Origin of the sequence: Ruegeria haliotis (assembly GCF_013377785.1) — a bacterium.
GTDB classification, from domain to species: domain Bacteria; phylum Pseudomonadota; class Alphaproteobacteria; order Rhodobacterales; family Rhodobacteraceae; genus Ruegeria; species Ruegeria haliotis.
The window spans coordinates 101,595-125,758 of sequence record NZ_JABXWT010000008.1 but is presented as its reverse complement, the minus strand read 5'-3'; the positions used below and the strand labels follow the sequence as shown (position 1 = coordinate 125,758).

General features: G+C 58.6%; 26 protein-coding genes. 4 read left to right on the top strand and 22 right to left on the bottom strand.

The genetic code is table 11. The features are described 5' to 3' along the window. Window positions 1-14: 14 nt before the first annotated feature. The 5 genes from HW561_RS14620 to HW561_RS14600 form a co-directional block, all read right to left on the bottom strand. Complete coding sequence (locus HW561_RS14620; RefSeq protein WP_176866037.1) at window positions 15-1,004, bottom strand: ABC transporter permease; 990 nt, start codon at window positions 1,002-1,004, stop codon at window positions 15-17. Continuing rightward, complete coding sequence (locus tag HW561_RS14615; RefSeq protein WP_176866034.1) at window positions 1,001-2,557, bottom strand: sugar ABC transporter ATP-binding protein; 1,557 nt, start codon at window positions 2,555-2,557, stop codon at window positions 1,001-1,003. The genes HW561_RS14620 and HW561_RS14615 overlap by 4 nt, the downstream gene beginning before the upstream one ends. 25 nt (window positions 2,558-2,582) lie before the next feature. Then, entirely contained in the window at window positions 2,583-3,590 is a 1,008-nt protein-coding gene (locus HW561_RS14610; RefSeq protein WP_176866032.1) for a sugar ABC transporter substrate-binding protein, read from the bottom strand. 92 nt (window positions 3,591-3,682) lie between these two features. Next, the gene (locus HW561_RS14605; protein ID WP_176866030.1) at window positions 3,683-4,069 is read right to left on the bottom strand and encodes a hypothetical protein; all 387 of its coding nucleotides are present in this window, start codon (window positions 4,067-4,069) and stop codon (window positions 3,683-3,685) included. 88 nt (window positions 4,070-4,157) lie between these two features. Further along, window positions 4,158-5,630, bottom strand: a complete 1,473-nt coding sequence (locus HW561_RS14600) for an amidase (protein ID WP_176866028.1) — start codon at window positions 5,628-5,630, stop codon at window positions 4,158-4,160. A 390-nt stretch (window positions 5,631-6,020) separates the two neighbouring features. Between HW561_RS14600 and HW561_RS14595 the strand changes: the two genes are divergently transcribed. Next, window positions 6,021-6,317: a hypothetical protein gene (locus HW561_RS14595; RefSeq protein WP_176866026.1), complete on the top strand. Its 297-nt coding sequence runs from the start codon at window positions 6,021-6,023 to the stop codon at window positions 6,315-6,317. Between the two features lie 2 nt (window positions 6,318-6,319). Beyond that, window positions 6,320-6,958, top strand: a complete 639-nt coding sequence (locus tag HW561_RS14590) for an alpha/beta hydrolase (protein ID WP_176866024.1) — start codon at window positions 6,320-6,322, stop codon at window positions 6,956-6,958. A 44-nt stretch (window positions 6,959-7,002) separates the two neighbouring features. Here HW561_RS14590 and HW561_RS14585 read toward each other — a convergent pair whose 3' ends face one another. From HW561_RS14585 to HW561_RS14530, 12 genes are all read right to left on the bottom strand, one after another. Further along, window positions 7,003-7,329, bottom strand: a complete 327-nt coding sequence (locus HW561_RS14585) for a DMT family transporter (RefSeq protein ID WP_176866022.1) — start codon at window positions 7,327-7,329, stop codon at window positions 7,003-7,005. A gap of 24 nt (window positions 7,330-7,353) precedes the next feature. After that, window positions 7,354-7,887, bottom strand: coding sequence for a peroxiredoxin (locus HW561_RS14580; RefSeq protein ID WP_235962909.1), 534 nt, complete (start codon window positions 7,885-7,887; stop codon window positions 7,354-7,356). A 32-nt stretch (window positions 7,888-7,919) separates the two neighbouring features. Next, window positions 7,920-8,717 carry an ABC transporter permease gene (locus HW561_RS14575; RefSeq protein ID WP_176866018.1) on the bottom strand — a complete coding sequence of 266 codons (798 nt, stop codon included), beginning with the start codon at window positions 8,715-8,717 and terminating at the stop codon, window positions 7,920-7,922. A 3-nt stretch (window positions 8,718-8,720) separates the two neighbouring features. Next, window positions 8,721-9,602, bottom strand: a complete 882-nt coding sequence (locus HW561_RS14570; protein ID WP_176866015.1) for an ABC transporter permease — start codon at window positions 9,600-9,602, stop codon at window positions 8,721-8,723. Window positions 9,603-9,606: 4 nt separating this feature from the next. Further along, window positions 9,607-10,659, bottom strand: coding sequence for an ABC transporter ATP-binding protein (locus HW561_RS14565; protein ID WP_176866013.1), 1,053 nt, complete (start codon window positions 10,657-10,659; stop codon window positions 9,607-9,609). A 24-nt stretch (window positions 10,660-10,683) separates the two neighbouring features. After that, entirely contained in the window at window positions 10,684-11,778 is a 1,095-nt protein-coding gene (locus HW561_RS14560) for an ABC transporter substrate-binding protein (protein ID WP_176866011.1), read from the bottom strand. A 199-nt stretch (window positions 11,779-11,977) separates the two neighbouring features. Next, window positions 11,978-12,625, bottom strand: coding sequence for an FMN-dependent NADH-azoreductase (locus HW561_RS14555; protein WP_176866009.1), 648 nt, complete (start codon window positions 12,623-12,625; stop codon window positions 11,978-11,980). 31 nt (window positions 12,626-12,656) lie between these two features. Beyond that, window positions 12,657-13,124 (bottom strand): hypothetical protein, encoded by a 468-nt coding sequence (locus HW561_RS14550; RefSeq protein WP_176866007.1) that lies wholly within the window; start codon window positions 13,122-13,124, stop codon window positions 12,657-12,659. After that, on the bottom strand, window positions 13,121-14,407 hold the full coding sequence (locus HW561_RS14545; RefSeq protein WP_176866005.1) for an amidase: 1,287 nt from the start codon (window positions 14,405-14,407) through the stop codon (window positions 13,121-13,123). The genes HW561_RS14550 and HW561_RS14545 overlap by 4 nt, the downstream gene beginning before the upstream one ends. Further along, entirely contained in the window at window positions 14,407-15,294 is an 888-nt protein-coding gene (locus tag HW561_RS14540; protein WP_176866003.1) for a polysaccharide deacetylase family protein, read from the bottom strand. The genes HW561_RS14545 and HW561_RS14540 overlap by 1 nt, the downstream gene beginning before the upstream one ends. Beyond that, on the bottom strand, window positions 15,291-16,877 hold the full coding sequence (locus HW561_RS14535) for an amidohydrolase family protein (protein ID WP_176866001.1): 1,587 nt from the start codon (window positions 16,875-16,877) through the stop codon (window positions 15,291-15,293). Before HW561_RS14535 ends, HW561_RS14540 begins: the two co-directional genes overlap by 4 nt. Before the next feature lie 6 nt (window positions 16,878-16,883). Further along, the gene (locus HW561_RS14530; protein WP_176865999.1) at window positions 16,884-17,570 is read right to left on the bottom strand and encodes a DUF1989 domain-containing protein; all 687 of its coding nucleotides are present in this window, start codon (window positions 17,568-17,570) and stop codon (window positions 16,884-16,886) included. Window positions 17,571-17,827: 257 nt separating this feature from the next. On the opposite strand from HW561_RS14530, the gene HW561_RS14525 reads away from it, so the two are divergent. Both HW561_RS14525 and gcvA read left to right on the top strand, forming a co-directional pair. Next, a complete protein-coding gene (locus tag HW561_RS14525; protein WP_211198653.1) occupies window positions 17,828-18,406 on the top strand; it encodes a VOC family protein in 579 nt (192 codons plus the stop codon). Window positions 18,407-18,518: 112 nt separating this feature from the next. Further along, a complete protein-coding gene (gcvA, locus tag HW561_RS14520; protein WP_176865998.1) occupies window positions 18,519-19,442 on the top strand; it encodes a transcriptional regulator GcvA in 924 nt (307 codons plus the stop codon). A 29-nt stretch (window positions 19,443-19,471) separates the two neighbouring features. Here gcvA and HW561_RS14515 read toward each other — a convergent pair whose 3' ends face one another. The 5 genes from HW561_RS14515 to HW561_RS14495 all read right to left on the bottom strand — a co-directional run bounded on the left by HW561_RS14515 (window position 19,472) and on the right by HW561_RS14495 (window position 24,018). Continuing rightward, window positions 19,472-20,464, bottom strand: a complete 993-nt coding sequence (locus tag HW561_RS14515; RefSeq protein WP_176865996.1) for a branched-chain amino acid ABC transporter permease — start codon at window positions 20,462-20,464, stop codon at window positions 19,472-19,474. Window position 20,465: 1 nt separating this feature from the next. Then, window positions 20,466-21,338: a branched-chain amino acid ABC transporter permease gene (locus HW561_RS14510; protein ID WP_176865994.1), complete on the bottom strand. Its 873-nt coding sequence runs from the start codon at window positions 21,336-21,338 to the stop codon at window positions 20,466-20,468. Then, window positions 21,335-22,009 carry an ABC transporter ATP-binding protein gene (locus HW561_RS14505; protein WP_176865992.1) on the bottom strand — a complete coding sequence of 225 codons (675 nt, stop codon included), beginning with the start codon at window positions 22,007-22,009 and terminating at the stop codon, window positions 21,335-21,337. Before HW561_RS14505 ends, HW561_RS14510 begins: the two co-directional genes overlap by 4 nt. Next, window positions 22,002-22,730, bottom strand: a complete 729-nt coding sequence (locus tag HW561_RS14500; protein WP_176865990.1) for an ABC transporter ATP-binding protein — start codon at window positions 22,728-22,730, stop codon at window positions 22,002-22,004. The genes HW561_RS14505 and HW561_RS14500 overlap by 8 nt, the downstream gene beginning before the upstream one ends. An 85-nt stretch (window positions 22,731-22,815) precedes the next feature. Further along, a complete protein-coding gene (locus HW561_RS14495) occupies window positions 22,816-24,018 on the bottom strand; it encodes an ABC transporter substrate-binding protein (RefSeq protein ID WP_176865988.1) in 1,203 nt (400 codons plus the stop codon). Window positions 24,019-24,164 lie beyond the last annotated feature (146 nt).

Below are 24,164 nucleotides of genomic sequence, written 5' to 3'. Positions count from 1 at the left end.
GTTTCAGTCTGCGATCAACTTCGTCGAGAGCGCAAGACATCTAGTCCTGCTGCCACAATCAGAACGAGACCCGTTGTCATCAAACTCAACTCTGTTGGCACATTCATCAGAATCAACCCGTTCGACAACATCCCTAGCAACCAGACCCCCAGAACCACGCGCAGGACTGATCCCTTGCCTCCAGTGAACGGGATACCCCCGAGCAAAACGGCTGTCAGAACGCTGAGTTCGACACCGATACCCAGTGTTCCCGCCGGTGCCGAGTTGATACGCGAGATGCTCATCAATGCGGCGACGGCCACGAAAAACCCGGTTGCTGCATAAAGGCCAATGCCTATTGCCTTGACCCGCAAGCCCACCAAAAAAGCGGCGCGCTTGTTTACGCCCAGTGCCACAATCTGCGGACCAATCGGCAGCAGTGCCATGACACCGACGCCCAATGCGATCACCGTCAGCATGATCCATGTCAGGATTGGCAAGCCGAGTACGCGTTCATATCCGATGACCAGAAACTCTTCGGGAAAGCCAAAGATCGGGTTTGGGGCCAACCATTGCGCCAGACCCCGGATCAGGGTCAGTGTTCCAAGCGTCACAATGATCGGGGACATGCCAAGCGACGACACGAACACGCCGTTAATCAGCCCGACAACCGTACCCACGGCCAAAGTCAGCAACACCGCCCCGGCTATACCAAGAGGTTCAAAGCTCAACCCCGCGACCACACCGCAAAGCGCAAGGGTCGACCCCACCGACAGGTCGATCTTGCCTGCCATCAACAACAGCGCAAACGGGATTGATATCGTCATCAGAGCCGAGACTTGGACCGAAATCGCGATCCAGTTGTTCACCGTCATGAAAACCGGCGCCTTGATGTAGAAAAACAACGCCAACAAGGCGATGGCCATGGGCAAAGCTGCTGCGACCGCCAGTTCAAACCAGTCTTTTTCGGCTTTGGCCTCAAGCGGAGCCCCGGTTGTGCCGCGTGTCAGTCCCGTATCTGTCATTGCATCGCTCCCATCTCTTTCTCACCCACCGGGACATCCTGTTGGGTCCCGTGTTCGGCCTTGTGGGCCAGTTCGATCAGCAGTTCTTCGTCATGTGGATTATCGATCAGGGCCACCTGCTGCCCCCGGCCCAGCACCATGACCTTGTCTGCCAGCAGGCAGATCTCGGTCGCGTCCGAGCTGGCGACGATAATGGTCGTGCCCTTGCGCTTGACCTCGGCCAACGCCTCGTACAGCTCATGCCGGGCACCGATATCAACACCCTGCGTCGGCTCATCCAGCAGCAGCAGCTTGATCTCTGCCCCCTCGATCAGCCAACGGCTGACCATGATCTTTTGAGCATTGCCACCGCTAAAGCGCTGCCCTTGCATACGCGGGTTCGGGGGCTGAATGTTCAGCCGCCTTGCTGCCCGTTCAAACGCCAACCCCTCGCTGTTGAAATTGCGCAGCATCCGCGGCATGGGCGAGCGGCCCATATGCGGAACCAGCAGATTCTCAACAGCGGAAAAGCTAGAAAACAGGCTTTGCTCTTTCCGGTCGCTCGCAACCAGCGCCACACCTTGATCCTGCGCCTCGCGTGGCGTGCGAAACCGGCGAAGGGTGCCGCCGATCTGCAAGCGGCCCCCGGATTGTGGGGCAGCGCCCGACAGGCATTCCAGCAGCTCGGTCCGCCCTGCCCCCATCAGCCCGTAGATACCAAGCACTTCTCCGGGATGCAGCGCGACGTTGATGGGGCCGACGAAATCGGTGGTTAGATCCTCGATCTGCAGCATTTCGGCGCCATCGGCCTGGAACGGTGTCTTGTCCAACCCGGTCATCAGCGCATCCGGGGAAATGGCATCCGTCATATCCGCGATTGAAACCTCGCCAACCGGGCGGGTCCACAGAATACGGCCGTCCCGCAGGATGGTGACTTGATCCGCGATCTTGTGAATCTCGTCCAGGAAATGCGTCACGTAGATCACCCCGATCCCGTCGCGAGCAACGGCCTGACGAATGACCTCGTGCAGCGCTTTGGCCTCTTTGTCCGACAGTGAGGCCGTCGGTTCATCAAGGATCAGGAATTTCGGCTTCAAGCGCAGAGCCCGGGCGATTTCGACCACCTTACGCTCACCGACGCCCAGTGATCCCAGATCGGCGCGCGGATCAATATCCTCGACCCCCAGCCGATCCAGCAACTCTTGCGCCTGTCGGTTCTGGGCGCGGCGATCCACACGACCGCCACGCCGGATTTCATGGCCCAGAAAGATATTCTCGGCGACACTCAGCCCCTCAAAAACCTGAAAGTGCTGATAGATGATCGCGACGCCCTGATCCTGAACCTGCCGGGGGTTTAACCCCCGTAGTGATGCGCTTTCGACAAGGATATCGCCTGTATCCGCATCCTGTGCTCCGCTCACGCAATTCAGAAGGGTGGATTTCCCGGCCCCGTTGGCGCCAAGGAAGGCCAGCACTTGGCCGGCCTCCACTGCAAGATCCACACCTTTGAGGACGACAACCGATCCGTAGGACTTGCGGAGGTCTTTGACCTCAAGTCGTGCAGGTGCGGTCATTGCTTAACTCCTCGTCGGTAGCGCATCAGTTGGCATAGTTCGCCAGCAGCTTGTCCAGCTGATCTTGATCGGCTTTGCTGGCCAAAACCGTGGGGGTATAGGCAAAGCTGGGCTCGACTTCGCGGACCGCATTCAGGGCAAGATCGACGATATTGGCACCCAATTCATTGATCAGGATCGCTGCCGAAGCACGATAGGCCCCGCCATCATTCACCGCCGACAACCCTTCGAGTGAGCCGTCCTGGCCGCCCACAAACATGTCATCGGGGTCAGCACCCGCCAGACGGATCGCGCGCAATGCACCAACGGCGGCGTCATCTGCCATGCCGATAATGATGTCGAGATCGGGATATTGCTGCAGTACGGTTTCAGCCACACGCAGACCATTGGTCTGATCGGCAGCGTCCTGTTCGGCGACCACTTCGATCCCGTTCTCTTCAAACAGCCGGGTGACTTCGGTCCAGCGCGGGCTGAGCGATGGCAACGGTGTCAGCGTGGTGACCAGTGCCTTGGCATCGGCGACATCATTGGCCTTGGCCCAGTCTACGGCGGCCTGCGCAATGATCTGACCCGATTGCGCATGGTCAAATCCGACAAACCCGTCGGACCCGTCCATCTTGCCCAGATAGGTCAGCCATTTGATCCCTTGCGCCTGCGCCTGACGTTGCAGTGGCTGCAAGGCGGTGGGTTCAACCGGCAGCACAACGATTGCGTCCACGCCGAGCGTGATCCAACCCTGAATCGCGTTGATCTGCTGTTCCAGATTGTTGCCTTGCGTGTTGTCATGCAGAACCGTGACACAGCCCAGATCAGTGGCGCGTTCATCCGCAAAGCGGCGCACCTGTTTTACAATGGCCACTTCCGAGACCGAGTGGCTATAGGCGATCTGATAGGTCTGTCCACCTTCGCAGGCATTCGAGGCAGCAGAACGGATCTGATCGATGCTGACATCTCTGATGTCATCGGCGCTTGCGATGCCGGCAGCAGAAGCTAGCGCGATGCTAAAGGCGATTTTCTTGGCTAGGTTTTTCATGGTGTTCCCTGTTGCGCGATGGGGGAGAAGCCGCGGTTTCCGCGATCCATTATTGATGGATGCGGCGCAGGATCTGCGCCGCGTCAGTGGCGTCAGAAATCAAAGACGTTGGAATATTTCACCGACAGCGAGTCGCCATCGACCAGCGCCAGGAAGCCTTTGGTTCGCGGATCTTCGACGAAGCGCGGCAAAGCGGCTTCGGCGGTTTCCAGCGAGGTCCAGTAAACAACCTCAACCCATGATCCATCGGTGTTCCGGGCCAGATGGCGGGCGACAAACCCGTCATAGCCTTCCAGAACTTCGTCCATGGCCAGGGTTTCGCGCAGGAACTCATCGGGGTTTGCGCCGTCGACCAGGTTAAACTCCAGATATTCGACGATCACCGCATCGGTGATCGGGCGCGTATCGGCCATCACGGTGGTGGCGACACCAACGACCATTGCAGCCGAAAGGGCAAGAGCTTTCAAAGTGGTTTTCATCGTTTTTCTCCTGTTGGATGAGACATAGGGAGGCCGGCACCCTGCAGCGCAGGGCAAACAAGATGCCGACCCGAGAGGAACAGTCGAGTTAGAGGGCGATCCGGTCGTAATGCTGCGTCCAGGGGCGCAGGCGTTCAAACGCCGCGGCCGCAGCCAGCACGTCACGGTCAGCCTGACGGCGACCTGCAATATGCAGCCCAACCGGCAGGCCCGAGGTCCCAAGACCCGCCGGAACCGACACGGACGGGTGGCCCGTGAAGTTGGTCAGGAAGGTCGGGCACCAGCCGATCAGCGGGTCGATCTCGATGCCGTTGATCTGGCTCGGGCCCTTGGTGTTGCCGTCATCGGTGTTCTTTACAGGCATCGCCGTCACAGTGGGCGATACGATCAGATCATATTTCGCAAATGTCGCTTGATAGGCATCGAACACCTCGGACCGGACCGAGAGGTCGCGATACAGGTCATCCGCGCTGTAGCCCGGTCCGACGCGCTCGATCCAATCCAGCAGATCAGGGGCCAGCCCATGGCGATGTTCGTCCGACAGCAGGTCCAGACCGCTGGCTTTGATCGCATCAAAGCTGTGGCGCATGATGGGAACGAACAACCGGCACCAGATGTCGCTATATTCGCGCTGATCGCGGGTCAGGCCGATCTTGATTTCTTCTACTTCGGCACCGGCCCGTTCGAAAACCCTTACGGCATCTGCCACCACATCTGCGACCTCGCCCTCGACCGGGAAGACATCCAGGTTGGGACTGAACCCGATCTTCATGCCCTTAATCCCAGCCAGACCTGCATCGGCAAAATTATTGACCATATCATAGCAGTTCGGATCACCCGGATGAGCGCCCTGCAGCACTCCAAGGCTGACGATGGCGTCCTCCACATTGCGCGAGATTGTGCCTTCAAAGATGTATGGCAGCGTATTGGCAAATGCGTTCGGACGTACCAGCAGAGGCGTGCGCCCGGCCGAGGCGCGATATCCCACGGTGTTGGTCCACGCCGCTGGAATACGAATCGAACCCCCGCCATCCGTGCCCTCGGCCACGGGCAGTAGTCCCGCTGCGACCGCCGCAGCGGATCCACCCGAGGACCCCCCTGGATTGCGGGTCACATCAAACGGGTTACAGGTCGGGCCAAACGCAGCATTGTCCGTGGTGCCACGAAACCCCATCGCGGGGCTGTTGGTTTTGCCCACAAAGATCGCACCCGCTGCTTCCATGCTGTCCACAAAGCCGCATTTCATATCGGCGATGTTTTCCTTGAGCTGCGGAATACCACCCAGAGTGCTGGGCCAGCCGGGCTTGAAGTCGAACAGGTCTTTCATCGCGGTCGGTACACCGTGCAACGGCCCCAATGCATCCCCACGCGCGACGGCCTCTTCGGCTTTTTTCGCCTCATCGCGGGCTTCGTCAAAAGCAGTGAAGACAAACGCATTTAACTTGGGGTTCGCCGCTTCGATACGGTTGATGGCAGCATCCATCACCTCGGTCGCTGAAACCCGGCGCTCGCGGATGGCAAGCGCTGTTTCGGTGGCACTGAGTTTGGCAAGATCGGTCACGATGCGTATTCCCTGTTAAGCGTGACACACCCCGGTTTTTGTGGGTGCAAGTTATGCAAACAGAATTGCCCAGCCACAGATTCCAGCAACTGAGAAAAGCTCAGCCAATGCGTGAGCGGGGAGGTGCTGTGAAGAGAAAGGTTAATAATCAGTATCTTACGGTCACGTTTTGCACTGAATTCAAAACTGGCTATCAGCACGCTTAGCCGTTTTTCCGTCCCGAGAATCCCCGGCTGCTTGGGCGGGTTCAGCGATTGGCGGTCAGCGGCACCCGGTCATCGGAACCTCACGCTGTATTGATCACACGTTGAATGGTTTTTTCTGCATTTCGGACTAAGGCTGACCCCGTTCACGTAACCAATTCCAAGTATGAGGCAACTGAGTATGAACATGAAATTGATTGCCGCTGGCGGGTTGTTCCTTGGCCTGGCCGCCTGCGAGGCCCCTGAAGAGATCGCCGCCAAATATCAATCCCGCAGTTGCACGGCACTGGCGCAGGAACAGGGCGCGTTGCAATATCGGCTGGACCAGGCCAATGCGGATTTCGCCGTCAGCACAATCGCCGGAATTGTGACCAATGACGAGGATATTCTGCTGGACAGTGACATTGCAGAGTTTGAGGTCGATGACCTTGAAGATCGGCTGCGCATTTTGGCCGACGTCCAACGGTCGAAGGGATGTGTCTGATCATGTCATTCAAACTCCCAATCACGGCGGCCTTGCTGACCCTGCTGACAGCCTGCGGTTATCCGCAGACAAAGATCGTCACCCGTGGGGATCAGTTCGTTCTGACCGGCATCATCAACGAGACCACGTTAGAAGTGATACAAGAGGCACGACAAGGCACCTCTAGGATTTCGACCATTTCGCTGCAGAACGTACCGGGATCGGCCAATGACGAGGCCTCGCTGTCCAAACTTTCCCGTTATATCCGCGCAGAGAATCTGGATACCATTGTCCCATCGGACGGTATCGTTGCCTCGGGTGGAACTGACATGGCCCTGATGGGGCGGCGTCACGTGATCGAACCAGGCGCGTGTGTGGGGGTACATAGCTGGGCCGCGGGTGTCTTTGGTCTGCCGGTGGATATTGGTGCCGAACTGCCCCGCGATGCACCTGAACACCAACTCTACTTGAAATTCTACGACAACATCGGCATCAGCCACGATTTCTATTGGTTCACGCTTGAGGTTGCAGGCCCCGACGCCGTGCACTGGATGTCGCCGGAAGAGATCAACCGTTTTGGCCTCAGCGATGTTCTGGTTCCGACCAGCGGCGAAACCATTGCTGAGCGCAGCGCGCGCTGCTTTGGCCGACTGACCCTTTGAGGCAATGGCGCTGGCAGCCCGATGGGTCTGCCAGCGCCTCAGAATCACGAGCTGATCTTGAACAAAACCACGCCCGAGACAATCAGTGTCAGCGCCAGCATCCGCCCAACGGTTGCGGCCTCGGCGTAAAACATCACTCCGATCAGAAATGTGCCCGCCGCGCCGATCCCGGTCCAGACGGCATAGGCCGTGCCAATTGGAATAGCCTTTTGCGCTAGAAACAGGAACAACCCGCTGAGCGCCATGCTGCTGACAGCAAAGGCGATCCAATACCAGTTCAAACCATTCTCGCCCGATCCGTTCTTAAGGCCAATGGGCCAGCCGATTTCAAATGCACCGGCTAGGATCAGGATCATCCAGTAATGCGTCATGCAAAAAGCTCCATTAATAAACGCCTATACCCTTGAGTTATACTTTAGCCACGACAGCATCGACCCTGCATCCGACATCATCATCGGCGCGTCTGAGGCATTGTCGTCAAAACCGGGTTCGGACAACAGGCACTCGATCTGCCCGTCCTTCGCAACCATGGCATAACGCCAACTGCGCAGCCCCATCCCGTCGGCCGTGTATTCGACCAACATACCCATCTTGCGGGTAAAATCGGCGTTGCCATCAGGGATCATCTGTACCTTTTCGATCCCCAGCGCCTGACCCCAGCGAAACATGACAAAGGCGTCGTTGACCGACAGGCAATAGACCTCGTCAATACCTTGAGCACGGATGTCATCATAAAGCGCTTCGAAACCCGGCAGGTGTTCATCAGAACAGGTAGGTGAAAACGCGGCCGGGACCGCAAAGATGACGATCCGGCGACCCGCGCACAGCTCCTGCGCTGTGGTGCTGCGCCATTCAAATGGATTTTCCAGGCTTGGATCGTCAACGCGTACGCGCGTTTGAAAACTGGCGGGCGGAAGATCTGCACGCATCATAAGCTCCTATGGGATGGGGTGGCGGGCGCTTAGTCCGACTTGTCGAGCGCACCAACCATTTTCAAAAGGTCGCCAAACCGGGCCACGGTCAGGAACAGCCCCGCCGCCGCCAGCACCGCAAAGACCGACACCGCCGCCATCGCGGGCGAATAGCCATAGCGCAGCGAATTCACCACCTTGATTGGCAGGGTTTCAACCGTGAAGCCCGCAACCATAAAGGCGATGATGTATTCATTCATGCTGAGCACAAAGCAAAAGGCCGAGGCGCCAAAAATAAACGGCAGGATCAGGGGCAGGATCACGGTGCGAAAGATTTCGCCCTCGCTGGCCCCAAGGGATGAGGCCGCGTCCAGATAGGCGTCATCAATGGTTTCCAGACCTAGCGAGATCATCATCAGCGGGATCGTCACCAGAAACACCGAATGCGAGATTGTGGTGGCCCAGAACGAACCATAGCCGCCAATCTCGGACCAGAAGATCAGGAACCCCAGCGCCGAGGTGACCGGCGGCAACATGAAGGGCACCAGCCCTAGGCCGAAGAGCGCCTTGGCAAACAGCACCCCGTGACGCCACATCATGAAACTGATCGGCAGCGCGATGCAGACTGCCACGATGGTGGCAATGGCCGCCACCGTCAGACTCGTGCCGATCGGGCCCAGCCATTCGGAACTGTTCAGCACATTCTTGTACCAGTCCAGCGTGAAGCCGCGCGGTGGGAAATAAAGCCGCTTCTTTTCATTGAACGATACCCCGGCAACTACGATGAGGGGCAGCATCAGAAACAGGGCGATCCCAAAGACATAAAGTTTTCCAAGATGGTTGTTCATGGATCAGCCCTCGGATTTTTTGGTCAGTTTGCCGACGCCGACGATCAGAGCAAAGCAGATGAGGCACAGGAACACGGACATAGCGGCTGCAAAGGGAATGTTGGACTTATAGATCGCCTGATCGGTGATCAGCACCGACAGGGTCCAATCCGCCGGTCGGCCCAGCATCTGCGGGAACAGATAAGCCCCCAGCGCAAAGACAAAGACCAGCACCAGCGCCGAAATGATCGTGCCGCGCAGCGCCGGAATCACAACAGTGAAAAAGGCACGGATCGGGCCTGCGCCCAGGGTGGCGGCGGCCTCGGGCAGGCTGCGGTCAAAGCGTGAGATCGGCGGATAGATCGTCAACACCGCGAACGGGAAACAGAAATGCAGCATGGCGATCATGATCGCAATCCGGCTGGGGTAATAGGACACGGGCCTGTCCAGAATGCCTAGCCAGACCAAAACGTTGGACACCCCGGCGGTACGCGACAGCAGTATGGTCCAGCTAAAGCCCAGAATGACCTCGGACAGTGTTAGGATGCACAGCAGCAGGATGACGATGGGCACCTGAATACCCCGCCGCATCCGCGACACCAGATAGGTGAACGGCATCGCCAGGCTGACGCAGACCACGGAAATCACGGCACAAAGGGTTAAAGACCGCGCCAATGCGGTTAGAAAGACCGGATCAAAAAATGCGGCATAGTTGGCCAGTACGAAATCGGGCTCGTAAAAACCGTCCGGCACCCGGTAATAGAAACTGACCGCTCCCATGATCAGAAACGGGCACAGGAAAAAAACCAGCAACATGATCCCCGGCGGGATCAGGATCAGGGTCTTGTGATCGACGCCCCGGAACCGGGGAATGGGGCGGAGAATTGTGGTGTCTTGCACTGTCATCAACCTAGGCCCGTATCAGATGCGCGGTTTCGGGGATGTGCAGCCGCATCTTGTCGCCCACGCCATAGCCCAGCGGCTGGCCCGAGGATTCCTTGACCAGAAACTCATACTCTCCTGCCCTAGCCTGCACTTCGATCTCGGAGCCCAGGTCCCGGATCAGGCTGACATCCACATCTATCGCGTTGGGTGTCTGTGCGGATCGCGGTGCAAGGTGTAACTGCTCGGGGCGCAGGCACAAAAGGCCCGGTGTCAGATCCCGGCTGGCCCAGTCGGGCGCGGTCACTTTCAGGCTCTGCCCGTTGAATTCAAACGTCCCGTCACTGCGGGCGATCCCCTCCAGCAGGGTCGAGCTGCCGACGAAATCCGCCACAAAGGGCGTGGCCGGTTTGCGATAGATCTCCAGCGGCGATCCCACCTGCTGCACCTCACCCTGATCGATCACCACGACCACATCCGACATGGTCATCGCCTCGCGCTGATCATGGGTCACGACGATAGTAGTGATGCCCAGTGTCTGCTGCAGATCGCACAGCTCGGCCTGCATATGCTCGCGCAGCTTGGCATCTAGCGCCGACAGCGGCTCGTCCAGTAGAAACAGGCGCGGCTCCATCGCCAGCGCGCGCGCGATGGACACTCGTTGCTGCTGCCCGCCCGACAGCTGCTTGATCGACCGATCCGCGATATGCGGTAGCTTGATAAGATCTAGCAATTCTTCGGCCCGGGCCCGGCGTTCGGCCTTGGGCCGTTTTTGCAGCTTCAACCCGTAAGAGATATTTTCCCACACGTTCAGATGCGGAAACAGGGCATAATTCTGAAACACCATGCCCACATTGCGTTTATGAGCGGGCAGTCTGGTGACATCCTCGCCATCGAACCGAACGGTGCCTTCGGTGGTGTCGTCCAGGCCGGCAACCAGCCTGAACATCGTACTTTTTCCACTGCCCGAGGGCCCAAGAAAGGTGATCATCTTACCCGAAGGCAGATTGAGGTTGATGTCTTTCAGCGCTTCAAAACTGCCGAAGCGTTTCCAGACATGTTCCAGAGTGAGAGTGGTCATTTTCTTGGGCCTTGGTCGGTTATGTCAGGAAATCGCGCGCGAGAACTCGGTCGCGGTCCAATCGCCCCAATCGGTGTACAGGTGATAGGCAGGCGCAATCGTGTCCTTGCTGGTCGAGACCTGATCCCATTCTTCATCGGTCAGATCAGTGGTGTCCTTAGGTACAACGGGGCCACCGCCCAAATTGCGCGCCAGCAGCGACTGCACCGATGGATCCAGCGTATAGTTCAGGAACTCATGCGCCTGATCGCGCAGCGCGGTGCCTTTGGAGATGCCCCAATAGGCCGGGTTCTTGACGGCGCCTTCCTTGGGGAAGATGCGGTCAATCTCGATACCTTCGGCCTGCGCCACGGTGGCCACATCATTGTAATAGATGCCAATTGGCAGCTCACCGGTTTCCAGCCCGTTCTGGAACTGCGCCTCGTCACGGTACCACAGGGCCACGGTATCCTTCAGCTCGGCCACTTTGGCCAGCACTTCCAGCACGCCCTCTTTGGTCTGCAATATATCCGGCCCTCCGAAATAGGTTGCGGCGGTGATGTCGATAATGTTCGAAATCTCGGGCTGGGCCATCACACCGGCAAGGCCGGCATTGGCGGGGTTCCACAGTTCTTTCCAACTGGTGGGGGTTTCCGGATAGTCTTCTTGCAGGGTGACCAGGATGTTGAAGTAAAAGAACCACGCCACGCCATTGGGATTGCCATCGGTGCTTTCGCTGATGCCCTGCACTTCGGGCAGGTATTTGGCGTTGGGAATGCGAGACATGTCCAGCTCTTCGATGATGCCTGCATTGGTGGCACGCACCATCGGAATCGGGATCAGAGCCGAGACATCCAGCGGCACATTGCCCGCCCGGATTGCCTGCGCCAGCTGCACCACCTGCGCATCGCCATTGGGTGTGCCGATGGATTGTACCTCGATCCCCGTGGCGGCGGTGAATTCAGGATATAGCTTGTCGGCTAGAACTTCTTCAAAGAATCCGCCCCACGACCCGATCTTGAGCGGTTCCGCCTGGGCATGAACGAACGGAGCATAAAGCCCCGGAGCCGCCGCTAGCGCCCCGGTCGCGGTTGAGCGTTTGATGAACTGGCGACGGTTGAGCGTCTGTTTGTTTGTCATCACGTTTCTTCCTCTGTTGGATGGCGCAAGTGTGCATAGGACGGGGGGACAATCTCAAACGAGATTAATTCAGGCCGGGGATGAGCCCTGCTCGACACGCCTGAAATATCCGCCTATCGGTCTGTTTTTTCAGCCCGAAATGAACGACAGAGACCCGCGTGGGGCCGCTGTCGGGAGATGGTTAAAACGGCCACAAGGGTCAGGCCGCTACTTGTGCGGCAACGTCCTTGGTGCGTGCCTGAGCTTTAGCGACGGACTCGTCAAACCTTGCATCGCCAAATTCCTGATATTCGATGGCGATGGTTTCCATGTCGTTGGCGTCGGCACCCAGGTAATGCGCACTGGCGCGGATTGCCGGGTCCAGCCCGTTTAGATGCGCACGCTCGCCGCCTTCGGCAAAGCCGAACTCGCCGCGCGAAGACAATACCACCAGTTTCTTACCGCTCAGAATCGGCTCGATCGGCACATCGCCACGAGCCAGATCAAAACTGAAGGTCACGCCGATCCGCGCGATCAGGTCAAACCAGGCCTTCAGCGCGGCGGGCATCGAGTAATTATACATTGGCGCGCACAGCGCGATGACATCAGCGTCGACGATTTCGGCCACCAGTTCGTCGGATTCGGCCAGAACGGCGTTCTGGGCGTCGCTACGCTCTGCCGGATCGGTAAAGCAGGCGTCAATCCAGGCCTCCGAGATGATGGCGGGCGGGTTCACGCCCACGTCACGGTGGGCCACTGCGCCACCACCGGACGCGGTCCAACTGTCTTCGAAAGTCTGTGCCAGATCACGGGTGAGCGAACGGTTTTCACGGGCGCTTGAATGCACGACCAATAGTTTTTTCGACATATCGAGGGTCTCCAAATTATGTCAGGGGGGATCAGATTTCGAACCGGTCTGCGCTTAGGCCGGTTGCAGCAAAGGCTTGTGCGATCGAAGGCAGGATGTCCCAGGCCTGTGAAGCAATGGCCCAGCCATCGGGGTTTTTGACCAGCAGAAAGGCGCTGATATCTTCGGTGATTTCGCCGCGGTTTTCGTGCATTTCGCACCCCGCCATGGCCACGGCCACGTTGCCTGCGACCCAGATATGCAGACCCACGCCCTTTTCTTCGAAAACGGGGATGGTTCCGTCGTCGCGCAGCCGGGCCATTCGTTCGCCAAAGGCCTGCGGGGTCTGCCCCTTGGCAGGACGGGCAGAGGCAAAGAGGTTCGCGCCTTCGACATAGGTCGCGTTCAGCGCCATCAGGTCCGGCGGCGTGGCCTCATCCCAGCATAAGGATCGGAACTGGCGTTTGATCAGCTGCGCAATCTCGGCCCGGTCCTGGGCAACTTGGGTTTCGTCACTCATGCGGCAACTCCGGTTTCAAGGTTTAACAGCGGCTGGGCGATAGCCTCGGCGACCTGCAACAGCACATCATCCCGTCCGGTTGCAGCGCTCAGCGTCAGGGATTGCCCCGGCAGGCGCCCGGCCACCGGCATGGCCAGCGACGGCAGATCAAGGAATGCACCCAGCATAGTCAGGCTCAGCGCCTTGGCGTTTTCACTGGCGAAACGATCAGGATCGGCGACAATGGCGGACATGGCAGGCGGCGGCGCGGGCACTGTTGGCATCAACATCAGAGCGTCGCCCAGCAGGTTGTCCATTTCGCATTGGAACCCTGCACGAGCAGTCTGCAACAAGGCCAGCTTGCCCGGATCGAACGGCATGCCCTGCGCGATGCGGCGGCGCACATTCGGGTCCAGATCAGGATGATCGAACGCCGTGAATTGCGACAGTACATCGGGAGCCTCAGCTGCAACCAGCGTGCCTTCGCGCACGAACAGCTCTCGCACATGCTGAAACACGGGAACGGGCGCGGTCTCTACCTTGTGCCCGGCCTGCTCCAACACGGCTTGCGCTTGGGGTAAAAGCGCCGCGATTTGCGGGCTTATCGGCCCAAGGCTGTCGGCGTCAGGGATCAAGATACGCGTTGGCTTTGCATCGCGCGACGTTGCCACTTTGCGCAGAACGGCATCCAAAGCCCGAATCCCGGCAATATCCCACGCCATCGGGCCGGGTGTGTCCAATGACGGGGCAAGTGGCAAGACACCGGTCACGTCATAGCGGCCCATGCTGGGGCGATAGCCATAGATGCCCTGATACGCCGCGGGCACGCGGGTCGAGCCTGACGTGTCAGACCCCACCGCCAGATCCGCGATCCCCAGCGCAATGGCCGAGGCACATCCGCTGGATGATCCACCCGGAACCAGATCCGCATCCAAGCCATTGACAGGTGTACCGAAATGCGGGTTCAACCCTAACCCGCTATAAGCATATTCCGACATGTTCACATGACCCAACGGCACGCCGCCCGCAGCCACGATCCGGTCCACCAACGGGGCCGATCCGGGCGCGGGTTGGGCCTGAAAGGTGCGAGTGCCCGCGGTGGTGGGCAGGCCTTCAATGTCGATATTGCCCTTGAGGATCACCACAGCTCCATCCAGCGGGTAGGCGGCGTCAGTAGCATCCAGCCGCCGCGCCACATTCTGGGCCGCATCCACTCCCAGATGCAGGAACAGATCGGTCGCATCTTCCCGGCCCGCACGCTGTATCGCGCGAGCTAAAGTATCCTGAGCCGTCATTAGAGTCATTAGAACAGGACAGGTTTGGTGTAATAAGGCAGCCGCTCAACACGTACGGCGTTGGGGTCTTTGGCGGCCTCGGCCCGGACATGGGCAGCGATTTCATGCATCGGAGCAAACCAGATGTCTCCCCGTTGCAGAACGGCCTCCAGCCATCGCTCGACCTGCCGCCAGCGCGCCAGACGGCCCGTAAGGAACGGGTGCCAGATGGCCAGCCAGAAACCACCGGCTTCGTATTGTGCCTCAAACTCTTCCCAGAACCCTTCCAGACCCTGGCTGGGGCTCGCGACAGGCATCATGTATCCGATTTCGTCGTAATGGGCGAAGGGCGGCCAGTCATCAGTGCCCCAATGAACCGGCAGTTCCACCAAAGAGCCCTTGGCCGTTTTCATCAAATAGGGAATATCGTCAGCCATCAGCGAGCTTTCGTATTCGAACCCGTGTTCGATCATCAGATCGATCACTGACTGGTTCACATTATAAACCGGCGCGCGATAACCCTTGGGTGTATTGCCGATGACCCGTTTGTGGCTGTCCAAAGTGCGTTCGAACCATTCGCGTTGCTCGGCCGGGCCATGGGCGGTCGGGTCTTCGTGCAAATAGCCGTGATGGCCAATCTCATGACCATCCTTCAGGATCATCTCCATCGTGTCCGGGTATTGCTCGACTACCCAGCCCGGTACAAAGAAGGACTGCTTCAGGCCGAATTTGCGATAGGTCTCAAGAATACGCGGGATCGCCACGGTGGGGCCATACCGCCCCATCGAGATCGGATAAAGACGGTCATGCCCGTCCTTGGGGCGCGAGATGTGGATCAGGCTGTCAGCGTCGATATCAAAGCTGATCGCACAGGCGCAGCGCGCACCATTCGGCCATTTGATTGGATTGCGGATCATGTTACCTCTCCTAGTTTCACCTTGGGTGCGGGGGTCCGTGCAGCCAGAGGCGATGTTTTGTGCATCGGGAACGGCGCGCCATAGCGGGTGACCGGGACAGTTCCGGCCTGTTCCCAATGGGCGTACCAATCCAGCAGATAGGGGCGTAGGTTGCGTGCCAGTGTCAGCGCCGCGTCATCGGGCGGGCTCTGCTCCAGCTCAGCGCGCAGTTTTTGCAGCAGCTGAGTTTCGTTCAGGCCAGTCACGGTGCCATGGGCGACCACCAGCGCGCCGTTCACGATCACGTCGCGCACATCAGCGGCGGTTGCGCGACCTACGATCAGCTCGATCGGGTCCACATCCGGCGCACACCAGGGTGACATCGGTCGGCTCAGGTCCAGAACCACGGCATCGGCGCAATAGCCCAGTTGAAGCTGTCCCAACTCATGGGCACGGCCCAGAACCCGGGCCCCACCTTGGGTGGCCAGCGCCAGCACATCGCGAGCGTTCAGCGCTTTGGCCGAACGGTGCGGCGGCGTGTTCAACGCCAGTGCCAGACGCATCTCGGTAAAGATATCTTCGGCCCCGCCCAGCGTGGTGCCATCCATCCCCAACGCAACGCTGACCCCGTTGCCGCACATGTCGGCAATCGGTGCCACGCCCGAGCGCAGCCGCAGGTTCGAACTGGGATTGTGACTGACCTGAACGCCGCTGCGGGCCAGTTCTTCGATATCCTGCGGCCCGGCCCAAACCACATGAGCAAGGGACAGCCGCTCGGACAGAATCCCCTGATCTGCGAAATGCTGCATCAGATGCTTGCCGCGGATCTGCTGGCTTTCCAGCCCTTCGTAAAAGCTTTCCAATGCGTGGGTCTGGATGCGGGTGTCCAGCCGCTCGGCCTCTTGCGCGACACGGGCGAGAACTGCGTCTGGGGTCCATTGCGGGCCGGTGGGCCCAAACCAGAAGTCGCGCAACCCGTCGCCCTGCGGCACCAGCGCAGCCATCAGTTCGAAATAGGCATCAGGGCTCAATCGCGCGCGCCCCGCCTCGTTGCGGGCCAGATCATCGCGCAGATTTTGCGGCAGGGTGGCCAGAAATCCGGCCTCTTCCCCGGCGCCATGTACGATCCGGTTCTGCCAACGTTCACCGGGTGCGATGGCCGCGCGCAGACCGGCGTCGCGATAGGCCTGAGCCTTTTCCAGCAGCCGCACTTCTCCGCTTTCCCGCGTCACCCCGGCCGAGCACATGTCGACCACGGCTGTCACCCCGGTTTTCAGCAGCCGCAGCGCCGAATGGGCCGAGGACAGATAGGGCGACAACCCAACCATGGAAGGACCGCAAAACATCCACGGCTCCAGAAAGTCATCTTTAACTTTCTGATTGACCAGCTCGATCCCATAACAATGGTGATGCGCGTTGATCAGCCCCGGCAGGATGGTGCAATCCGCCCCACCATGTTCGGGGATACCTGCATGACGCGCGCGCATCTCGGGCGCCTTGCCGATCTCGGCCACACGACCGCCGCGCAGCAAAACGGCGCTGTCCTCGCGCACATCATCTGCCGAGACAACAACCCACCGACCCCAGAGAAGCATGTCCGCCATCACGGATTACCCATCGACCCGGAATGTCAGACCGGCGGGCGAGGTGCCCTCGCCATTCACTGGTGTCACATCCTGCGGGCAGGCGGACATCACCGCGATCACATCCATATCCGCCTTGAACGACATATAGTCCCCCGGCTTAGCCACAGGTGGCTGAAAGCTGAGGCCGCCATCGGAGCCAACCGGCACATTCATCCAAAGGTTGAACGGCGCAGGGATCGCAGGGGCGCGCAGACCGATTGCAATCAGCGATTGACGAAGGTTGTCGGCGCAGTTCTCATGGTATTCCGTCAGGCCGAGCTGTTTGTAACGGGCGTGATCGCAATTTGCGATTACGGTGTCATGGATGCCGGGCGAAGTGTCTTCGGTGATCGTCATCAGCGACCGGCGTAGATTTGATGCAACGCCATCACCCGCCTTGGGAAAGATCGACAGAAGCGAAGTGTGCAGGTGCTCCATCGAGCTATATTCCTCGATGTCGTTGGCGTTAAATATCCAGAAATCACAGACCTGATAGCCCGCCGGGTTCGAGACCGTCAGCACCTGCCCTTTTTTGACTCGAACGGCCCGCCCGCAACGGGCGGGGATTTCGTAGGTGGTACCCAGTTCTGGCGTGCCGCCATCCGGCAGACCAAGACCAAGGCTTTGGTTGGTGCCGTCGGGCTGTCCGGGGTCAAAGGAGGAATCCTTCATGGCGCAATCCTTGTTGATCAATTTGTTGCACCCAAAGACACACTATACTGACGCCATCGGAAACTGAGGAAATCTCAGGTCAGACTGAAGGAAAATCGCATTGTCCATCCTTGCAGCGGCGAAACCGGGTTCCCAAAGGGCGTAGATGAAAATCTCTCACGTCCAGCATGACATATCATCGTGTGACAAGTCCGACACTCCGGTTCAAGACTGGTTCAAGGGCTGCGATGCCGTGGTTTACAATGATGGAAATGCCGATGACAAACCTACCTCAAGACATCCTTTCGAACCTGCCCGAAGTCACCAGTGACGAAACGCTGTCAAACACCTTCATGGGCAATGTGGTCGAGCTGGCGATTGTCACCGATGATCATGTGAAAACCATGGAAGGACTGTGCCGACTGGGGATAGGACCCTGGGCAGTGTACGAGTTTTCGCCGAAAAACGTGACCGATCAGACCTATAAGGGCGAGCCGTGCGAATTCGCACTTAAAGTGTGTTTTGCCAAATCCGGCAACATGATCTGGGAGCTGATGGAGCCGCTCTGGGGCTCCTCGATCTTCAAGGATTTCCTGGACAAGAACGGCACCGCTTTTCACCACGTGGCCTATGACTGCAATGACGCCCCGTGGGAGGATCGTCTGGCCGAGTTCGAAAAACGTGGGTTCAAACTGGTGCAATCAGGCAAGTGGAAGGGCAAGAACGCATTTGCCTTCTTCGAAACCGGTGACGCCACTGGCACCACATTTGAAACCTATCACTTCCCCGAAGACTGGGATTACCCGGAACCTGAAAGCTGGTTCCCGGCCAAACCAGAGGGTGAGGTGACCTGGTAACCCCGAAAACCCTGCCGCTCACCTAGAATGTCGGGTGGAGATTTGTGCCGTATCGAATTCTCTCAACTTGCGATATGGTCCCGGAAACTCCACCCGGCGTCAAAGATGGCACATGTCCCGTCTCCCCAATTTGAAAAGCGTTCAAGCCTTTGAAGCTGTCGCCCGGCACCTGAGCTTCAAGGATGCCGCAGATGAGTTGTGCGTGACGCCCACGGCGGTGTCGCATCAAGTCAAAGCATTGGAAACCCATCTTGGTCTGCAATTGCTGAACCGGTCGAACCGATTTGTCACCCTGACCCAAGATGGGGCGATCTATGCCCAACATATCTCGACCGCGTTCGAACATCTGGTGGCGGGCACCGATGCGTTGGCGCAGGATGAGATTGATGGCGATCTGACCATCTCGACCACCACCTCTTTTGCCTCGAACTGGCTCAGCCCGCGTCTGGCGCAGTTTGCCGAGCTTTATCCCAGCCTGTCGGTGCGCATTCTGGGCAGCGATACGGTAACCGATTTCAAAGCCGAACCGGTGGATATCGCCATCCGCTATGGGTTTGGAGATTACCCTGATATGCATTGCGCCTGGGTGCTGGATGATTTCGTTGCCCCCGTCTGCCGACCGGATCTGGCTAAGACTTTGCAAACGACCGAAGATCTGGCCTCGGCCCGGTTGATACAATATGAATGGGCCGGCTATTCCGAGGCCGATCCCAGCTGGCAGAAATGGCTGGCGCAGCATGGCATCACGTCTGCCGGGTTTCGCCCCTTTGTGACCTATTCCGAGGAACATATGTGCCTGCTGACCGCCAGCGACGGCCATGGCGTCAGCCTGGTCAGCCTGATTGCGGCGGCGCGGTACGTGGCTGACGGGCGGCTAGTGGTGCCGCATCCCGCCAAGATCAAGAACAAAAGTTATTACCTGGTCTGTCCCCATTCCGCCGCGCACAAATCCAAGATTGAAGCGTTTCAGAACTGGCTGTTGGATCAGGCCGATCAGTTCCGCGACAGCGATTACGGTCGCGAATTCTTTGAATGAAACCCGCCCCGGTGTCGGGGCGGGCTGTCTTATTTGCGTTTCGCAAACAGCCCGGCCACGCCATTGGGCAGGAAAATCACCGTCAGCACCACGGCTATCCCCAAGAGCAGCAGGCGATAATCGTCAAAGCTGCGCAGCAGCTCATTGCCGATCACCACGATGAACACACCCAGCACCGCGCCCGGGAAGCGCCCCATGCCGCCAATGGCTAGCATGACCATCGCCATCAGAAAGAACTCGGTCCCAAGAACTTTGGGCGTCACCACGGATGTGTAGTGCGCATAAAGCCCCCCCGCCACGGCGGTGAACATGGCTGAGACGACAAAGGCAAGCATTTTGTACTTGTACTCATTCACACCGATGGCTTGCGCAAAAGTATCGGCATCTCGCATGGCGATAAACGCCAGACCCATGCGTCCACGCAGCACGATGAAATAGATCAGGTAGACACAGACAGCGCCAAAAGCTAGCGCCACCCAATACCAGGTCAGCTTGTCAATCGACGACACCTGATAGCCAAACAGGTTCAGCCATGGGATACCCAGAAGACCGGTATTGCCGCCCATGCCGATGGCTTTGCCCTGCTGAATCAGCGGCGGCAGCGCCAGATGCACGGCAAAGGTGAAGAGGGCCACATATTCGCCCTTCAGCCGCAGGCTGGGCACCGCCACGATCAGGCCGATCACCGCCCCGATCCCGGCTGCGGCAGCAATCGCTAGCAAAGGTGTCAGCCCCGCATAGATCGACAGCATCGCCGAGCCATAGGCGCCGAAGGTAAAGAACACCAGCTGCGCATAGTTGAAGATTCCGGCATAGCCCAGGATCAGATCCCAGCTGGCGATCACGATGCACCAGATGAACACCAGGATCAGGATGTGGTGGACATAGCTGTCGCCGATCAGCCCGCCCAGCAGGGCCAGCCCGGCCACGACGGCCCAATAGACCATCGAGTCACGCTTGAGCCCGGTGCCTGTAAAGACCGACGGAATTTTGGCAAGGGTCGCGTTTATTTTTGCGGACATCTCAGTTCTCCCACACGCCGAACAGGCCTTTTGGACGGACCATCAACACGATGATCAGCATCAAGAGCCAGGCCGGCATGGCCCAGCTTGGACCGATATAGAAAATGACGAAGGCTTCGAGCACGGCCAGGATAAAGGCAGCTACGAACGCCCCTTTGGTGCTGCCCAGACCGCCTAGAACCACGATCACAAAGGCCTTGAGGAACGGCGCCCAACCGCCCAACGGTGACACAAGGAACACCGGTGCTAGCAAGATTCCCGCGACACCGGTCAGGACCACCGACAGCGCAAAAGTGGTCGAAAACACCTGATTGACGTTGATCCCAACCTGATTGGCCCCCTGCATATCCTGACTGACGGCCCGCACCGCCTGCCCATAGCGGGTCGAGGACAGAAACAGCTCTAACGTGCCAACCAAGGCCAATGAGATCACGAAGATCGACAGCTTGTACCAGGTTATGGTAATGCCACCGATGCTAAGTGATCCTTCGACAAAGGGCGGAATAGTGCGAGTTCCTGGGCCAAAGACCAGTTGCAGCCCGTTTTCAATGATGAAAGCCAGGCCCAGCGTCACCATGATGGTGTTGATCTTCCAGTTGTCTGACCCGCGCAGAGGACGGATGATGGCCCGCTCAATGACCACGCCGGTCAGCGCCAGAACCGGCAGGATCAGCAGAAACGCCAGCCACAGCGGCAGTCCCGGCCCGCCGACAACCAGATACCAAGCCAGAAACCCGCCCAGCGAATACAGAGACCCATGGGCAAAGTTCAGAATGCGCGACGCGCCATAGACAAGTGACAAGCCCACTGCCACAACGCAATAGACCGCGCCCTGGGTGATGCCGCTGATCAGAATTTCAAGTATCTGCATCATAGCACTTCCTGCATGTTGTCTGCATTGGTTTCACGCACGATGCCTTCTTCGATGGAGTAGACCCGGTCAATCATGCCCTGAAGCAGCGCCAGGCTTTGTTCCACGATCAGGACGGTCAGCCCGTCCTTGTTCAGTTGCGAAACGGTCTTCAGCATCATCTCGGTCAGGTTCGGGGCCAGACCCAGGGACGGCTCGTCAATCGCCAGCAGAGAAGGGTTCGACATCAGCCCGCGTCCCAGCGCCACCATCTGCGCCTCACCCCCTGACAACGAACGGCACAACTGTTTACGGCGTTCGGCCAGACGGGGGTAAAGTGTGAATATCCGGTCGAGATTTTGCGCCTCCTGCGCCCGGGCGCCGGACAGATAAGCCCCAAGTTGTAGGTTTTCGAGAACGGTCATGTCGGGAAACAGACGGCGGTCCTCAGCCACGTAAACCAGTCCCTGACCCACAAGATGCGGGGTCTTGCACCTGGCGATGTCGCTACCGTCGAACCGGATCTGGCCCGATTTCACCGGAGTCAATCCGCAAATCGCCTTGAGCAAAGTGCTTTTACCGTGACCATTAGCACCCACCACGGCCACCAGCTCGCCTTTGCCAACGCGCAGCGAGGCATCGTGCAGCACGTGAAAATCGCCGTAGAAGGCGTTGATACCCTCAACCTCAAGCATCGTGTCTCTTTCCCAGATAGATTTCGACCACATGGTCGTCGTTGAGCACGACCTGTGGGGTGTCGAGCATGACAAACTCGCCGAAATTGATGATCAACACGCGGTCGGCGATTTCGGCCAGGGCGCGGGTCTTGTGTTCGACCATGACAATGGTGATGCCCAGCTCTTCGCGCACATGGCGAATGACCTGCAAAAACTCGACAATCTCTTCGGCATTCAAACCACCTAGAGGCTCATCCATGAAGATGATCTCGGGGCCTGTGGCCAGTGCCGCGCCCAGCATGATCCGTTTGCGCGTCAGCAGGTCGGCCTGCGCGGCTGGTATCGGCAGGTGGTCCTCAAGCTGGGTCAGGAACAGGATGTCCTCCATGGAAATCCCGGTTTCTTCACCCCGCACTTCGCGCCCAAAGATCTGTCCGGCCAGCAGATTTTCGCCCACGGTGAGCGAGGACAGCAGCGTGGGGATCTGGAATGTCTGCGCGATGCCCAGCCCGCAGCGGTGATGTCGTTTGAACCGGGTAATATCCTGACCGTTGAAAATGACCTGCCCGCCCGAGGCGCGCAGACCCCCGGTACAAACATTCATCAGGGTGGATTTGCCAGCGCCGTTCGGCCCGGCCACGCCTAGAATCTCGCCTCGTTCGATGTGAAAAGACATATCAGTCAGCGCCCGGAACGGTCCGAACTGCATCGTGACATTTTCCAGCGACATTTGCGTCATTCCGCGTATTCCTGTGCTGATGCGTAAGAAGATGGAAAATGTCGCGCCCGTCGCAATAGCGAGGGCGCGACCAGTTGGGGGAGTGTTAGTTGATCCAGGCAGGCTGGGTGATCTCGCCAACTTTCTGGTCACCGACAACCAGACGCACACGTTCGCCGTTCTGCACCTGGAACAGCTGCGCGGGCTGCGTGTCGGATCCGTTGTTGATGAAGTTGCGCTCGTTGAAATCAAAGGTGCCTACTAGGCCTTCGTATTTCATGGTGCGGATCGCATCAGCCACGGCGTTATAATCCGAGGCATCGCCCACCTGCTCGACCGCAGCGGCCCACATATAGACCATGTCATAGACTGCGGCGGCCAGGCTGACCGAGGGCTCGAACCCATAGGCTGTTTCCCAGCGTTCGACAAAGGCGTTGCCTGCCTCGTTGTCCTGATGCGCGTTCAGGGTAAAGGACAGCAGACCTTCGGCCCGGCCTTGCGCGATCACGTCATCCAGACCGGTGGTGGCCCCGATATAGCCCACATTCAGCAACGCGTCGCCAGCGGGGTTTTCCTTGTATTGCGACAGGAAAGTGGTAGCGACCGCAGGCTCCAGCGCTTCCAGATGGATCAGCGAGGGCTGCGCTTCGCGGATCTGGCTTTGGATGCCGGTCCATTCCACAGTGTCATAGGGCACTTCCTGCACATAGACTACTTCCCAGCCAGCCGCTTCGGCGGCATCGGCCATGGATTTAGCATTGTTGATGTCCCATTCGAAATCGCCATGCACGATGGCCAGGCGCTTGGTTTCAAAGTTATGACCGGTGGTCATCATCATGTCGAACTGGGTTTTGCCATAGTTCAGATCGATGTCAGAGGCGTTGAAGATCGCGTTACAGCGCATCCGCTCGGCCAGATCGATCACACCTGCCACCGCGTCGTTGTGGATATAGGGGATGCCATAGGGGCAAAAGGCCGGGATATCCGGGCCCATACCGCCATAGCCGTTGATCAAGGCGCTGACGCCACCGCGTTCGATCAGGTTTGCCGCCGCAGCCGCCAACTTATCCGGTGTCAGATCGCCGATGTCGAAGGTGACCACTTCGATATGTTTGCCCAGCAGGCCGCCCTCGGCGTTGATCTCACCCACAGCCAGGTTGATCGCCTGTTCCATCGTTTCGCCGTCGGCGGCGAAATACCCGGTCAGCGGAATCGGCGCGCCCAGCGAGATCGTGTCGGCCATTGCTAGGGTTGCGCTGGCACCAAAGGCCATCGCACCCAGGGTGGTTTTCAGAAACGTGTTAGCCATTTTTTGTTCCTCCCGATTGGAACAGGTTGCTGTTAGCGGCGGCGCAGAAGGATGCATTGCTCAGCCTGTCTGCAGATTGGAACCGAGGTTCAGGGCGCCACCGCCTTATGAAGGTTCAGCCGCTTCATGCGACAGGACAGACACCC